13 protein-coding genes are annotated in these 14,649 nt (G+C 27.8%); 11 read left to right on the top strand and 2 right to left on the bottom strand.

From position 1 onward, the window contains the following. The first annotated feature begins 22 nt into the window (after nucleotides 1-22). The 5 genes from murJ to GXK56_RS04050 all read left to right on the top strand — a co-directional run bounded on the left by murJ (nucleotide 23) and on the right by GXK56_RS04050 (nucleotide 6,030). The gene (murJ, locus tag GXK56_RS04070) at nucleotides 23-1,567 is read left to right on the top strand and encodes a murein biosynthesis integral membrane protein MurJ (protein WP_160685397.1); all 1,545 of its coding nucleotides are present in this window, start codon (nucleotides 23-25) and stop codon (nucleotides 1,565-1,567) included. An 8-nt stretch (nucleotides 1,568-1,575) separates the two neighbouring features. Continuing rightward, complete coding sequence (locus GXK56_RS04065) at nucleotides 1,576-2,880, top strand: glycosyltransferase family 4 protein (RefSeq protein WP_160685394.1); 1,305 nt, start codon at nucleotides 1,576-1,578, stop codon at nucleotides 2,878-2,880. Continuing rightward, nucleotides 2,881-4,047 carry a glycosyltransferase gene (locus GXK56_RS04060; protein ID WP_160685391.1) on the top strand — a complete coding sequence of 389 codons (1,167 nt, stop codon included), beginning with the start codon at nucleotides 2,881-2,883 and terminating at the stop codon, nucleotides 4,045-4,047. It begins immediately after the preceding gene. Continuing rightward, the gene (locus GXK56_RS04055) at nucleotides 4,031-5,254 is read left to right on the top strand and encodes an O-antigen ligase family protein (protein WP_160685389.1); all 1,224 of its coding nucleotides are present in this window, start codon (nucleotides 4,031-4,033) and stop codon (nucleotides 5,252-5,254) included. The genes GXK56_RS04060 and GXK56_RS04055 overlap by 17 nt, the downstream gene beginning before the upstream one ends. Nucleotides 5,255-5,379: 125 nt before the next feature. Then, the gene (locus tag GXK56_RS04050) at nucleotides 5,380-6,030 is read left to right on the top strand and encodes a cyclodeaminase/cyclohydrolase family protein (protein ID WP_160685386.1); all 651 of its coding nucleotides are present in this window, start codon (nucleotides 5,380-5,382) and stop codon (nucleotides 6,028-6,030) included. A 132-nt stretch (nucleotides 6,031-6,162) separates the two neighbouring features. Here GXK56_RS04050 and GXK56_RS27680 read toward each other — a convergent pair whose 3' ends face one another. Further along, on the bottom strand, nucleotides 6,163-6,315 hold the full coding sequence (locus tag GXK56_RS27680) for a clostri-philic family protein (protein WP_202127821.1): 153 nt from the start codon (nucleotides 6,313-6,315) through the stop codon (nucleotides 6,163-6,165). Between the two features lie 353 nt (nucleotides 6,316-6,668). Between GXK56_RS27680 and GXK56_RS04045 the strand changes: the two genes are divergently transcribed. Continuing rightward, nucleotides 6,669-7,178 carry a hypothetical protein gene (locus GXK56_RS04045; protein WP_160685383.1) on the top strand — a complete coding sequence of 170 codons (510 nt, stop codon included), beginning with the start codon at nucleotides 6,669-6,671 and terminating at the stop codon, nucleotides 7,176-7,178. Between the two features lie 82 nt (nucleotides 7,179-7,260). Here the strand turns inward: GXK56_RS04045 and pdaA are convergent, their stop codons facing one another. Next, entirely contained in the window at nucleotides 7,261-8,148 is an 888-nt protein-coding gene (pdaA, locus tag GXK56_RS04040) for a delta-lactam-biosynthetic de-N-acetylase (RefSeq protein ID WP_160685380.1), read from the bottom strand. Between the two features lie 330 nt (nucleotides 8,149-8,478). On the opposite strand from pdaA, the gene ychF reads away from it, so the two are divergent. From ychF to GXK56_RS04015, 5 genes are all read left to right on the top strand, one after another. Beyond that, on the top strand, nucleotides 8,479-9,576 hold the full coding sequence (ychF, locus tag GXK56_RS04035) for a redox-regulated ATPase YchF (RefSeq protein ID WP_160685378.1): 1,098 nt from the start codon (nucleotides 8,479-8,481) through the stop codon (nucleotides 9,574-9,576). 147 nt (nucleotides 9,577-9,723) lie between these two features. Continuing rightward, entirely contained in the window at nucleotides 9,724-10,179 is a 456-nt protein-coding gene (locus GXK56_RS04030) for a YdeI/OmpD-associated family protein (RefSeq protein ID WP_160685375.1), read from the top strand. Between the two features lie 260 nt (nucleotides 10,180-10,439). Continuing rightward, a complete protein-coding gene (locus GXK56_RS04025) occupies nucleotides 10,440-12,266 on the top strand; it encodes a tetratricopeptide repeat protein (RefSeq protein ID WP_160685372.1) in 1,827 nt (608 codons plus the stop codon). Nucleotides 12,267-12,290: 24 nt separating this feature from the next. Next, a complete protein-coding gene (locus GXK56_RS04020) occupies nucleotides 12,291-13,268 on the top strand; it encodes a type I phosphomannose isomerase catalytic subunit (protein ID WP_160685369.1) in 978 nt (325 codons plus the stop codon). A 272-nt stretch (nucleotides 13,269-13,540) separates the two neighbouring features. Next, entirely contained in the window at nucleotides 13,541-14,395 is an 855-nt protein-coding gene (locus GXK56_RS04015) for an undecaprenyl-diphosphate phosphatase (RefSeq protein WP_160685366.1), read from the top strand. The last annotated feature ends 254 nt before the right edge of the window (nucleotides 14,396-14,649 follow it).

The raw sequence follows: 14,649 nt of genomic DNA, 5'->3' as shown, positions 1-14,649 counted from the left end.
AGCAGGGAGAAATGGTATTAAAATGAAAAAGGGAAGTAATTTAATTAAATCTACATTTGTAATAATGATAGTGTCTATAATTAGCAGGGCTTTAGGGTTAATCCGTGATATGCTCATTGGGAAAAACTTTGGAGCAGGAATGTACACTGATGCTTACAATATAGCAGTATCAGTGCCAGAGACCATTTTTACTTTAGTTGGGCTTGCAATATCAACTGCTTTTCTTCCTACTTTAAGTAAAATAAAAGCTAAAGATGGAAATAAAGAAATGTATAAATTTGCAAATAATGTAATTAACATATTGTTTGTAATTTCACTGGCACTATTTATATTAACAAGCATTTTTGCAAAGGAAATTGTTTTTATACTTGCAAATGGATTTTCACAGGAAGCTGCATTTCTTGCAATTAAGCTTACTAGAATAACATTAATAAATCTCTTGTTCTTGTCAATTAATGCATGTTTCACAGCTTTATTACAAGTAAATGAAGATTTTGTTATTCCAGGCATTTTAGGGTTGTTTTTTAACCTGCCTATGATAATATATTTATTAGTATTTAGAAATCATGATGTTGTTGGATTAACTATTGGTTTAACAATTGCAAATGTCATTGGTAATTTTCTAAGGGTAGCAGTACAAGTACCATCTTTATTAAAGCATGGATATAAATATGAATTTACTATAAACTTAAAAGACAAAAGATTAAAGGCTATTATTATATTAATAATTCCTGTAATAATTGGAGCTGGAGCTAATTCTTTAAATATGGTGGTGGATAAAAATATAGCATCTTCTTTAGAAGTAGGCTCAGTGTCAGCACTTGATTTTGCACAAAAACTTATATTTTTTATTAATAGTATTATTACTACATCTGTGACAAGTGTAGTATATCCTCTAATGGCAAATATGAGAAGCAATAATGATAAAGAGGGATTTGTAGAAATATTAAAAAAGTCAATAATATATTTAGCTATTTTACTAATTCCTATTACTGCTGGAATAGTAGTATTTGATAAGGAGATAGTAAAAATAGTTTATGAAAGAGGAGAATTTAAAGAATATGCAGTAAATCTTACAACTTTAGCGCTGCTTGGTTATGGATTTGGAGTGTTCTTTACAGGATTAAGAGATATTTTAAATTCTACCTTATTTTCAATGGGAAAGACAAAGACAACAACCATAAATGGAATAATAGGTGTTACTATTAATATAATTTTTTGCATAGTTTTATCAAAATACATGGGTATAATTGGTATAGCTATAGCGTCTGCAATAGCTATGATGGTTACTTCAACTCTATTGTTTATAAGCATTTTAAAATTGGAAAAGAAGTTCGAAGTAAAGGATATTCTTAGAAAAATATTTGTAATAATAATAAGCTCTGTAATAATGGGAGTGGCTATTGAAATAATGGCTATGTATTTAAGAAGTAAAGTTCCTTCTTTAGTTCTTATAATATTTGGAACAGGTGTTGGAGCTATTATATATTTTATATTATGTTACTTATTAAAAATTGAAGAGGTAGTTGAAATAAAAAGTTTAATTTTGAAGAAGATTAAAAGATAGGAGGAAATATGAAAATATTATTTATTGCCTGCTATTCCCCGTTAATAAATAATTCTGCAGCTATAGAAACTTTGCAGTATTTAAATAAATTAAATGAAATTAATAATAATGAGGTTCATCTTTTGACGGTAAATTTTCCGAAGGACTCCATATATTATGATGAAGTCTTGCGCTCTATGATGGATACTGATATAAAAGTGCATGTTGTTGATGGTGGAATTATTTTTAAAAAATTAATGCCTAAGAAGATAGAAAAATCAAATATTAATTCTAATACACAAACAAAAAATACAAGTGGTAAAGGAAAAAAAGTTTTAAGAAAAATAAAAAATACATTAGTTATACCAGATATGTACTATGGATGGGCAAAAAAAGCAGCAATTTATGGGACATCGTTAATGGAAAAAGAGAAATTTGATGTTATATTTTCAATGCATGAGCCTCCATCATCTCATTTATGCGCTTATTTTATAAAAAAACAATATAAAAGTGTACCATGGATTACTTATTGGAGTGACCCATGGCTTAAGGATTCTACAAGAGAAAAATCTTTTGTAATTAAGAAGCTGATTGAGCAGAAGATGGAAAGAAAGATTGTTAATTTATCAGATAAATTTATTTTTGTTACAGAAGCCAATAAAAATGAATACTTAAAAGATTATGAGGCTTTAAGAAAGGGTTGTAAAAAAACTTTTGTATTAAATAGAGGATTTGATAAAAAATTATATGATAGATTATTTAATGAAGAACCACCAACATTAATAAAAAAAGATAAGCTTAATATGGTTTATACTGGTGAGATATTTTCTAAACTTAGAGATATAAAGCCATTTATTAAAGCTGTTGAAGAAATAAGAAGAGAAGATAAAGAAGCATATGGTCTATTAAATATTTTGTTTTTTGGAAATATCGATGATATAGAAGGAAAAAAGAAATTAGAAAGTTTAGAAGCAGCTACTGTTTCGCCTAGAATACCTTTTGATGAAGCACTTAAATATATGCTTAATGGGAATGGATTACTTTTGTTTGGAAATAAAAATTCAACTCAAATTCCAGCTAAAATATATGATTATTTTGGAGCAAAGGGAAGAGTTTTTGTAATTTATGGAGATAGAAACGACCCTATTAAAAATGTTGTAAAAGACAATGAAAAATGTATTACAGCTGAAAATAATGTCAAGGATATAAAAAAGGGAATTTATAAATTAGTTGAAATGTATAAAAATAATGATATAGACTGTGCACCAGACTTGAATTATGAATGGAATTCCATAGTTGAAAGATTAAATCATATTTTAGAAGGGAGTGATTAGATGCATATAATGGTCATTCCATCTTGGTATTCATCACCAAGAAATAAGGTTCACGGAAGTTTCTTTAAAGAGCAATTTAAGGCTCTAGCTAGTGATGGAGATAAAATTACAGTTGCTTATAATGAAATTTGGCCTATAACAATGATTGGTAAAACTCATGAAAATCGAGGAATTAGTTTTAATATAGAAGATGAATTAAGGACTTATAGATATAAAGATTATAATTATTTTCCTAAAAATCCTTTAATGTTTAGAAGCTTTAATAAAAGGATGGATAAATTATATCAAGAAATAGTTAAAAAGGAAGGCAAAGTTGATATTATTCATGCTCATTCAGCCTTTTGGGGAGGAATTGCAGCAGCTTTTATAAGTAAAAAGTATAATATTCCACTTGTAATAACAGAACATTCCTCTCTAAAATATGCGAAATACTGCAAGGAAAGCTATAAGAAATATATTTTTGAAGCATATGAAAAGGCAGATGCTTTAATTGCTGTTGGAAATGGATTAAAAAAGGAATTACAGGAATATGTTAAAAGGCCAATTGAAGTTATTTTTAATATGGTGGATTTAGGATTGTTCAACATTGAAGAAAATAGTGGCAAAGAAAAATCAAGAGATACTGAACTATTTAAATTTTTTTCATGTGGTTTTTTAGAAGAAGGAAAAGGAATGGACTGCTTAATAAAAGCTTTTACAAAAGCTTTTAGAGGAGAGAAGGCCACACTAAGAATAGGAGCTGATGGCTCTCTAAAACAATCATTACAAAATCTCATTGACGAGTTAGGTATTAATGATCAGATAAAGCTTTTAGGCGCATTATCAAGGGAAGAAGTGGCAAAAGAAATGAAAGCTTGTGATGTTTTTGCTTTAGCTTCAGAGCACGAAACTTTTGGAGTTGTATATATTGAAGCTCTTGCATGCGGAAAGCCAATTATAGGGGCTGATAATGGCGGCGCTGAGGATATAATAAAAGAAGACAATGGCATAATAGCTAAAAAGAAGGATGTGGAGGAGCTCTCTAAAGCATTAATTAAAATAAAAGACAATTATGAAATATATGATAAATATAAAATAAGAGAAAAAACAATTTTTAGCTATTCTGAAAAAGTATTAGTTGAAAAGCTAAAAGGAGTGTATAAAAAAGTATATGAAGGAAAAAATTAAAAATATATATGAATTTGTAGACAACAAGTTTTATTTTAAGCTGCTATATTTATTTGTAAGCTTTACATTTGTAACTATTTTAAAATACGTGCCAGGAATTAGTATATTGGCTAAAGTAGTTCAGTTTTGGGCTGTAATTTTAATTTTACTCATGATAATTGAGGATTATAAGAGAAGAAAGATCTATAAATTTGATATTCCTCTAGTAATTTTTATGATTGTAACATTAATTTTTAATGTAGTTGTATATAGAAATACTGAAAATATTAAAATATGGTTGATTAATTTGATTTTATTTCTTATAGTCTTTTCAGTTGAGGTTTTCAGAGATAAAAAAACTTTAATTAAAGAAATGAATATAATAACATATTTTTATGTGATTTTTATGCTATTAGCATCTACAGCGTCTCTAATTATGAGATTTACAGGAATAACTATAACTCTGAATGAAATTGCTTTTGGTTATTCGAGAGGCATATTTGAAAACGAAAATGCGCTTGGTATAGCAGCTTCAATTTCAATAGTTATGTGTGTTTATTTGAATTATATTGAAAAAAATCATAAACTTAAGATGTTTTGGATTGGAAATATCCTGTTGCAAGCTATTACAATGATAGGTTCTAATGGAAGAAGTGCATATTTAATTATAATTGCAGTAGTGTATACATTTATTTTTATTTGGAATAAAAATAAATATATTAGAACTAGCTTAGTATTAGTCCCAACATTAGTTTGTGGAGGACTTTGGGAATTTGGTAAATTCAATTTAGAAAAATTTACAACTGAAAGAAACAATATTTGGGATTCGGCACTTGTAGTAATTAAAAATAACATTATGACAGGAGTAGGTAATAGTGCTCTTGTAGATTCAGTGAAAAATGCACGTATAGGATGGTATGTACCAGGAATACAATATGGAGGTATGCATAACATATATGTGCAAATAGGGGCCGTAAATGGTGTTATAGCATTATTCTTATTTTTAATTTTTTTAGCAATGATATTAGTATTTATAATACAACATATTGATAAATTAATAAGAAAAGAAAGAATTCAAATAATAATATTAATTTCAATAATAGTAGGACTTTTAGCGGTTAACTTATTTGAAAGTACACTTGTATATATGATAAGTTTCATGTCTTTAGTTTTTTGGACATATCTAGGTTATATAGTATCGATTTTAGATAATAAAAATATTGATTAAGAAAACAGAAATGATTGATAAAAAATTAAATGTAAGCAACAATTTTGGGGCATAATAATTAAAATAAAAAGTTATAAAAGCATTTTATATAAATTAAATTTTGAATTTTAGATAGGGGATAATTTATGAAATTTTGTGATGAAAGTATTAAGCAGTTCGTAGATGAATTAGGTTCAGATTTATCGGCACCAGGAGGCGGAAGTGCTGCTGGTCTTGTTGGAGCTTTAGCAGGAGCTTTAAATTCTATGGTTTATTCTTTAACTGTAGATAAAAAAAGTTACTTAAGTCTACATCATAAAGAAAAGGAAGTTATTAATAAATTTCAAAAGGAATCTAAAGAATTTACAGCAAGATGTTTGGAACTAATGGAGGAAGATAGAGAAAATTTCTTAAAGCTTATGGAGTGTTATAAGTTACCTAAGGATAAGGAAGAAGATAAGCAAAAAAGAATAACAGCTATTAAAGAAAATACAATAAAATCTATGGAAGCGCCTTTATTATTAGCTAGAGAAAGTTTAGGTTTTTATGAAAACTTAAAAGTTATGGCTAAGTATGGCAATAAGATGCTGCTGTCAGATTTATCTATTTCAGCAATCTTACTTCATTCAACTATAGAAAGCTCTATAGTAAATGTTAAAGTTAATTTAAATGGTCTTAGAAGTGAAGAATTTTTTTATAGAATTAGTAAAGAGTTAAATGAGATTATAGAAAGGTCACTTAAGGAAAAAAAATATATTACTGAAGAAATAAATAAAGTAATTTTTCCTAATTCGTAATTAGTGATTTATACTATTAATACTACAGAATGAGTTTCTATAACTATAATATTAAGCTTGTTAAAAAATGTTATACTTTTATTTATAAGAGATACTTATTACCGTTAATACGATTTAAGTATCTCTTAAGTTTTATTGAATTGGCTGACCATTAAAGTTTTCATATTCTGGGGGATTTTTAGAATTACCAACATTATTTTGGTTGTCGTGAAGTTTTTGTCTTCTTTTTCCTTTTTGAACTGGATTCTCTGAGCCTGGTTTATGTATTCCGTTTTTAGTTGACATATAAAACACCACCTTTAATAAAATCATATATAGTTTGCCACCATAAAGGATTTTGATGCATTTGATTTTTTTAAGGTAACATAGTTAAATTTGGAAATAATAATATATTAGTATATTGAAAAAGTTTGCATATATGATATATAATATTACTTATAATGATATGCACTTTTAAAAAGAGCACTATGCACTTCTGAAAAGAGTGGCTATGACACAATTCGGAACTTCGATCCAATACAGAACTTATCTGTAATACTGAACTTTTGGATAATTAGGAAAATAAATTTTAGTAAGGTGTAATAGTGAATAGTTAAGAATAAAGCCATATAATTAAAAATCTAGAGGGGGAATAGACAATGGAGAATACAACATTTCCTATTACTATAAAAAAGAGAAATGGAGGAATGATAGCAGCATCAATAACTGAAGTATTGATTGGAGTAGTTTTTGGAATTACTCAAGGTGGATTTGCAAGTCCTCTTCTATGGATATTTGTATTTACAGGAATAATAACTGCATTATCAGTTTGGGTTGAATATAGCAGGGATATAATATTAAAGGAAAATAAGATGGAATTCTACAAAAATACAGATTTAATTAAGACAATAAAGTATAGTGATATAAAAACCATTACTATTGATAGAGGAAATGAACCTAAAACTAAGAAAAAAGATTTTGTCACAATAAGTATAGGAAAGATTGAAGGCAAAAATAAAAAAAATAATGATTATAAAATTGAAAAATACTTAGTGAATCCATCAAGCTATGGAGCTAGTGATTTTATTAAAATGAAGGATATAATTATATCTAGGAATTCCAACGTAAATATAACAAGTGAATTTAAAGAGTTCTTTAAAATAAAATAATAAAACTTATATTAGGTAAAGCCCTCAAAATCAACTTTATTTTGGGGGCTTTGTTTATAACATTAAAATTAATTAGGTATTTTTATTCAGATGGCAAATCATTTAGAGATTTAAATTCATAGCCTTCTTCTTTTAGTTTTTTGATAACAGAATCAAGTACTTTGGTATTTGTTTCAGAAACAGCATGTAAAAGCATTATAGAACCAGGATGTGCGCCTTTGTTAATTTTTTCAACAGCATAATTTTCTGATGGTTGACTATTAACTAACCAATCCTTATAAGCGAAACTCCAAAATATAGTTTTGTAACCTAAATTTTTTGTTTTTTGTAGAGAATCCTTTGAATATTTGCCCATAGGAGGTCTGAAGAACTTAGGCATTTCCTCACCAACAATTTCTTTATAGGCATCCTCTACACCTTTTAATTCAGCTGTATATTTTTCGTTATCATGTATTTGGGCCATAGATGGATGATGAACACTGTGGTTGCCTACTATATGTCCCTCATTAACCATTCTTTTGATTAATTCTGGCTGTTGAACAATGTATGGTTTGACAACAAAAAATGCAGCAGGTACTTGATTTTCTTTTAATATATCAAGTATTTTCCCAGTATGGCCATTTTCATATCCCTCATCAAAGGTTAAATATAGTACTTTTTTAGAAGTATCACCTAAATAATAAGCTGAATTTTCTTTGAGAAAAGCAGTGGATTCCTTTGGCCCTTCGGCTATATTATCTTTACCTTTTCCTACATAATACCAATTTAGCTCATCTTCATCACTGAAAGAAGAAAAAATATCTCTTATATTATCAATATCTAAAATATCTCCAAAGACGCCATCTTCTTGAAAGCATTCATCTGCAGCTTCTTCATTATTGATTATTGCATTTGGTTTCCTTGAAGGAAAAGCTATGTTTAGACTTAAAATTAAAGAAAGGGAAATAATAGATCTAATGGACTTATTCATTTTTTTCACCTTCAATCTTAAAAATAGTTTATTTTGAGACACAATAATGTTAGGCTTAATCACTTATAGTATTTGAAGATGAATAAATAATACTCATGGGAAATTATTTATTAAAATTAATCTATAACCAAATACGATTCACATTTCCAGCTTTAATTTTTGATTTGGACCTTTTGTCCAAGATATTTTTTAAATTATATATTAGAAAGTAACAGGATAATGGAGAAAAAGAATTTTTGTATTCTAATATAAAGTTGAAATAAAAAAGGTTCTAGAGTATAATTTTTAAAGGTATATTAAAAGTTCGAAGTGAGAAAGGAATGTACATAGATGAAATTAGGTATGGTAGGTTTACCGAATGTAGGAAAGAGTACACTGTTTAATGCTATAACAAAGGCAGGAGCGGAATCAGCTAATTATCCATTCTGTACAATTGAGCCAAATGTTGGTGTTGTAAGTGTTCCAGATAAGAGATTAGATGTTTTAGAAAAAATGTATAATACTAAGAAGAAAGTTTATACAGCAATAGAGTTTTATGACATAGCTGGATTAGTTAAAGGAGCTTCAAAAGGTGAAGGTTTAGGAAATAAGTTTTTATCACATATTAGAGAAGTTGCAGCAATAGTACATGTTGTTAGATGCTTTGATGATGGTAATGTTGTTCACGTAGAAGGTTCTGTTGATCCTATTAGAGACATAGAAACTATAAATTTAGAATTGATTTTTTCTGATTTAGAAGTTTTAGAAAGAAGAATGGAAAAATCAGTTAAGCTAGCAAGATCAGGAGATAAAACTGCTAAATTTGAATATGGTGTTATGGAAAGAATTAAAGAACACTTGGAAGCAAATAAACCAGTTAGAACTTTAGAAGTAGCTGAGGAAGAAGAAGTATTCATAAAAGGATTATTTTTAATAACTTCTAAACCAGTATTATATGCTTGTAACATCTCAGAAGATGATGTTATGGAAGGAAACTTCGATAATGATTATGTTAAGAGCGTTAAAGAATATGCAGCAGCTGAAAATTCAGAAGTTATGGTTGTAAGTGCAAAAATTGAAGAAGAATTATCAGGTCTTGATGATGAAGAAAAGGCTGAAATGCTTGGTGAATATGGTTTAGAGGAATCTGGATTAGATAAATTAATTGAAGCTAGTTATAAGCTACTTGGTCTTATGAGCTTCTTAACAGCAGGTGTTCAAGAAGTAAGAGCTTGGACAATAAAAAGAGGAACTAAAGCACCAGCAGCAGCAGGTAAGATTCATACAGATATTGAAAGAGGGTTTATCAGAGCAGAAGTAGTTGGATACGATGATTTAGTTGAATGCGGTTCAGAAGCAGCAGCTAAGGAAAAAGGTAAATTCAGACTTGAAGGAAAAGAATATATAATGCAAGATGGAGACGTAGTTAATTTTAGATTTAATGTTTAATTAAACTATTTTGCTTTTATAAATTATAGTAAGATTTTATAATAACCTAGAGGTAGTTTAATTCTCTAGGTTATTTTACTAGCTTTATATTAAGAGTGCTTAAAAATAATTTAAGAAATACAAAGAAAAATATAAAGGAGAGGTAATATGAGTTATAAATTTGAAGCAAAAATACAAAAGGTTCCAGACAAAGATGGTACATTTATTGAAGTTCCTTTCGATATTGAAAAAGAATTTGGAGCAAAAAGAGTTAAGGTGAAAGTGAAATTTGATAATGTTGATTATCGAGGATCCATTGTGAGCATGGGTGGATGTTATGTTATTGGTATTACAAAAGATATAAGAAAAGAGATGGGTAAGGATGCTGGGGATAACATATTTGTTGAATTAGAAAAGGATGAAGAAGTTCGTGAAGTTGAGCTTCCAGTAGATTTTAAAATTGAGTTAGAGAAGAATAAAGTAGCTTTGAAGTTTTATAATGGTTTATCTTATTCAATAAAGAAAAAGTATTGTCAATGGATAATTAGTGCTAAAAAAGAGGAAACGAGACAAAAAAGAATTATTGAAGCTATAGAAAAGTTAGAAGCAAATATAAAATTGTAAAGATAAAGATGATTTGATAATAAAAAATAAATGAGGTTCAGCCAAAGATAGCAAGATGAAATATTTAACCAATAAATTATAATGCCCATTTTATATTATAATTATAAAAATATAAAATGGGTGTAAATATTAATTTAAGATTTTATTAATATACAATTACAATTCGATGAATATGGTGTAAAATGTAGATTTTTATATGAAACTTTGTTAGAATAGAGTTTGGTATTTAAGCCAAAAGAAGAGTAAGGTGTGATTGATTCGTGGAAGAACCATTTAAAGAATATATAAAAAAAATAAGAGATATAAAAGATAATCTGCTTCGTAAGGTTTTTGAAAATGAAAAATTTAAGAAATACATATTACCTATAAGAAAGAATAAATATTTTGTTCCATCTGTATCCATTATCCTTTGTTTAAGTGTATCAGTTGGAATTACTGCAGGTATTAAATCAGTTATGGTTGTAAAAAAACAAGAAGAAACATCTTTAGCATCTAATTCGGCAGAAGCAGCTTTTTATAATAAAAAGTATGATATAGCAATTGCAGAATATACTAAAATGCAGGAAAATGAAAAAAATTGGCCTATTTGGAATATGAAAATTGCTGAAATATATTCTGTGCAAGGTGAATTTGTAAAATCAAATCAGCTAATTGAAAAAGTATATGAAGCTAGAAATAAAATAGCAGATAGTAAAAATAAGGATAAGGAAACAATTGAAAATTTCGAAGCAAAAGATAGAGAATTAATGAATTATATAGCATTTACATCACTTATGAATGGTGAATATAAAAAAGCTTTAGAATATGGAGAAGTTTTCTTAAGAAAATATCCAACAGATAAGAATTTACTGAGAACAATGGTTACTGTTTATTTAGTAAATGGAAATAAAGATAAGGCAAAAGAAATGGTTGAGCTTTATCCAGTGGATACTGAATCAGCAAGTGATTTAGCAATTTCAGCTAGAATTAATATGCTGGTTGATGATTTTGATGAAGGTTTTACTTTGTTAAAAGATGCTTGGTATAAGGATAAAAACGAAGTAAAAGTATTTGATGTTATAGCTCAGATTACAGATTATAATAAAACAGATGTTTTAGATAGAATTTCTAAGCTTGAAAAGAAGGAACCAAATGAACTAGCTTATAAGATGTGGCTTGCTAAAATATATTCTATGAGTAAAGAGTCAGCAGAAAAAGCTGATAATTTAATTGAAAAATTAGAGAATGAGGATGTTGGAAATATAAATTTAATGCTTATAAAAGCTAACATGTATCAAAATATGGAAGAAGAAGAAAAAGCAAAAGAAGTTTTAGATGAGGTAATAAAAGAGGAACCTAAATCATGCATAGGATATCATGCAGCTGCATGGCAGGCTTATAATAACAAAAGTTATGATGAAGCCTTTAAGGATTGTATTAAAAGCATAATTATGAATAAGAATTATCCTGATAATTATGGTTTCTTGATTCCTGAAATATTAATCAAACAGAATAAAGGTGAAGGTGCTGAACCATATTTTAGAACTGCATTATATAAAGAGCCTTTCAACTATAACATTATGGTTAAGGTAGCTGAATATTATGGAAATGCTACAAAAGATACGTCTAAGGCTTTATATTATTATGATTTAGCAGCAAAGATGAAGCCAAACGATGCAGAAATATATTATAATATGGCATTAATAAATATTAATAATCAAAGACCAGATGATGCAATAAAATTATTAAATAAAAGTATTTCTATTGATGGAAAATCATCTAAATATCATAGAGCACTTGGAACAGTTTATTTAAATAAAGAAAAGAATGAAGATGCATTAAAAGAAATAAGGGTAGCATATGCTATAGATAAGAATGATATTTTAACTTTAAATAATGCAGGCTGTTATTATGTATCTGTTGAAGGTGATTTGAGCAGAGGTTTGACAAACTTTAAAGCGGCATATGATGGAATGAATAAAGAGACAAGCCAAGAGGATAGAGAAATAATAACTGAAAATTATAATAGAATTAAGGATTTGTCTAAAGAATACAACAAGAGAAATGGAGCAACACTAAAGGTACCTGATCTTAAATTATTCTATTAGTAAATGTTATTAAGGGGGAGAAATATGTATCCAATTAAATTTGAAAACCTATATTATGAAAGAATATGGGGAGGAAAAGATTTAGAGAAGTTTAGAAGTAATGTTCCAAAAGGAATAATAGGTGAAAGTTGGGATATTGCCTGCCATAAAAATGGAACTGGGAAAGTTGTAAATGGTGATTTAAAGGAGAGATCCTTTGATGAAATAATAAAGCTTTATGGTAAAGAACTTTTAGGAACAGAGATAGATACTAAAGAGTTTCCTCTTTTAATCAAATTAATAACGGCACAAGATAAACTTTCTGTTCAAGTTCATCCAAATGATGAATATGCCAATAAGGTTGAAAATGATTCTGGGAAAACAGAAGCTTGGTATGTAGTTGATGCTGAAGATGGGGCATCACTAATAGTTGGAACAAAAGATTGTGATAGAGAAACCTTTAAGAAAGCAATCAATGAAGGAAATCTAGATCCGTTTTTGAATAAGATTCCAGTTAAAAAAGGTGATTTTTTCTACGTTCAAAGTGGGCTTGTTCACGCTATATGTGAAGGCGTTTTAATTGCTGAAATTCAACAAAGCAGTGATACTACATATAGAGTTTATGACTATAATAGAGGTAGAGAAATACACGTTGAAAAAGCTTTAGAGGTAATAGATTTTTCTTTAAAAGGAGAAAATTCAACGGGATTATTAGTTCAAAAAGATGGATATGATAAAACATATCTTTGTTTAGGAGAATATTTTACAATACAAAAATATAAAATTAAAACAGCAGCAAAAGAAAAAAGTGATGTTGAAAGATTTTACTTGTTTACCTGCGTTGAAGGTAATGGTGTTATAAAATACAATGGTGGTGAAGAAGAAATACTTATGGGAGACAGTATTTTTATTCCTGCAACTCTTGGAGAATATGAACTAGTAGGAGATTTTACACTACTGAAGAGTTACGTGCCGAATTTTGGAAATGAAGAAAAAGATGTCCTTAGCATAATAGAAAAATAAAGGAGAAACTAAAAAGTTTCTCCTTAATCTATCATGTGCTATATAATATTTAAAAATTAAAATTTTAAGTATGGACAAACATATATAAAGTGCTTATAAATTTAGTTTTATGGATAAAATTAATACTGAAAATAATGGAATCTTTCAAACTTGTAAGGAAGTTGAAAGATATTTAAATATGAAAAATATAAAATTAGTTTAAAATAAATAATGGGATTTAATAATTATTTGATTTTAAAATTAAATACAACAAGGAAAGAGAGTGGATTTTAATGGGAATTGACATTTTGTTTATAATTAAAGCTATTATAATAGCTATAGTTGAAGGGCTTACAGAATTTATACCAGTTTCTTCTACAGGACATATGATATTAGCCTCAAGTATAATTAAATTTGAAGGTGACTTCACTAAAATGTTCGAAGTTGTAATTCAACTTGGAGCAATACTTGCTGTAGTATATTTGTATTGGAAGAAAATAAAAGACAGTGTTATAGAATTTTTTAAATATATATTTACAAAAGGCAAGGAAGGAAAACAAGGATTCGATTTTGGTATAAATGTTTTGGTTGGATGCATACCAATGGGGATTATAGGTGTACTGTTTTATAAGCAAATAAAGAGTTTATTTAATCCTTATGCAGTTGTTATAGGATTTATTGTTGGAGGAGTTTTACTTATAGTAGTAGAAAATATGTTTAGGAAAAATAAAAAGCATGCTACAAAAAATTTAGATAGTATAACTCCAATTCAAGCATTAAAAGTAGGTGCTTTTCAAGTACTTTCAGCATGGCCAGGAATGTCAAGAAGTGCTTCTACTATTATGGGAGGCTGGATTGCAGGGCTTTCAACACCAGTAGCAGCTGAATTTTCATTTTTCTTAGCTATTCCTGCAATGGTAGCAGCATCAGCGAAGGATTTATTTGAATTTAATTTAAAGACTATGGATATAACACTTTGGATTGCATTAATATTGGGATTTATTGTTGCATTCATTGTATCAGTAGTTGTTATGGAAAAGTTTGTTTCATATTTAAAAAAGAGACCTATGAGAGTATTTGCAGTATATAGAATAGGTGCAGGTATAATATTTGCAATACTAATGTCATTTGGAGTATTAAAAGTTTAAAATAATTTTTCAAATTTAAAAAGGTATGTTTATTTTAGATAGCATATTTATATAATGGAACCTTTAAAAACGTAATCTAAAATTAAGATTAATATTTTTAAAGGTTCCATTATTTTTTACGTTAAATTATATAAAAAATTAAGAATGAAAATAAAGAATAAAAAATGCATAAATGGGATAAAATTCAAAGGAAATAAATTCAATTATTCATCAAGAAAAAGAATATATTGTAAATAAATACTTTTCATAAATTA

The organism is Clostridium sp. C2-6-12 (assembly GCF_009928485.1).
GTDB lineage: Bacteria > Bacillota > Clostridia > Clostridiales > Clostridiaceae > Clostridium.
This window is presented reverse-complemented; position numbering and strand designations above follow the sequence as displayed.

Excerpts from the sequence above, each read along its gene's own strand:
- murJ (WP_160685397.1), top strand. The coding sequence starts at position 23 with ATGAAAAAGGGAAGTAATTTAATTAAATCTACATTTGTAATAATGATA.
- GXK56_RS04065 (WP_160685394.1), top strand. The coding sequence starts at position 1,576 with ATGAAAATATTATTTATTGCCTGCTATTCCCCGTTAATAAATAATTCT.
- GXK56_RS04060 (WP_160685391.1), top strand. The coding sequence starts at position 2,881 with ATGCATATAATGGTCATTCCATCTTGGTATTCATCACCAAGAAATAAG.
- GXK56_RS04055 (WP_160685389.1), top strand. The coding sequence starts at position 4,031 with ATGAAGGAAAAAATTAAAAATATATATGAATTTGTAGACAACAAGTTT.
- GXK56_RS04050 (WP_160685386.1), top strand. The coding sequence starts at position 5,380 with ATGAAATTTTGTGATGAAAGTATTAAGCAGTTCGTAGATGAATTAGGT.
- GXK56_RS27680 (WP_202127821.1), bottom strand. The coding sequence starts at position 6,315 with ATGTCAACTAAAAACGGAATACATAAACCAGGCTCAGAGAATCCAGTT.
- GXK56_RS04045 (WP_160685383.1), top strand. The coding sequence starts at position 6,669 with ATGGAGAATACAACATTTCCTATTACTATAAAAAAGAGAAATGGAGGA.
- pdaA (WP_160685380.1), bottom strand. The coding sequence starts at position 8,148 with ATGAATAAGTCCATTAGATCTATTATTTCCCTTTCTTTAATTTTAAGT.
- ychF (WP_160685378.1), top strand. The coding sequence starts at position 8,479 with ATGAAATTAGGTATGGTAGGTTTACCGAATGTAGGAAAGAGTACACTG.
- GXK56_RS04030 (WP_160685375.1), top strand. The coding sequence starts at position 9,724 with ATGAGTTATAAATTTGAAGCAAAAATACAAAAGGTTCCAGACAAAGAT.
- GXK56_RS04020 (WP_160685369.1), top strand. The coding sequence starts at position 12,291 with ATGTATCCAATTAAATTTGAAAACCTATATTATGAAAGAATATGGGGA.
- GXK56_RS04015 (WP_160685366.1), top strand. The coding sequence starts at position 13,541 with ATGGGAATTGACATTTTGTTTATAATTAAAGCTATTATAATAGCTATA.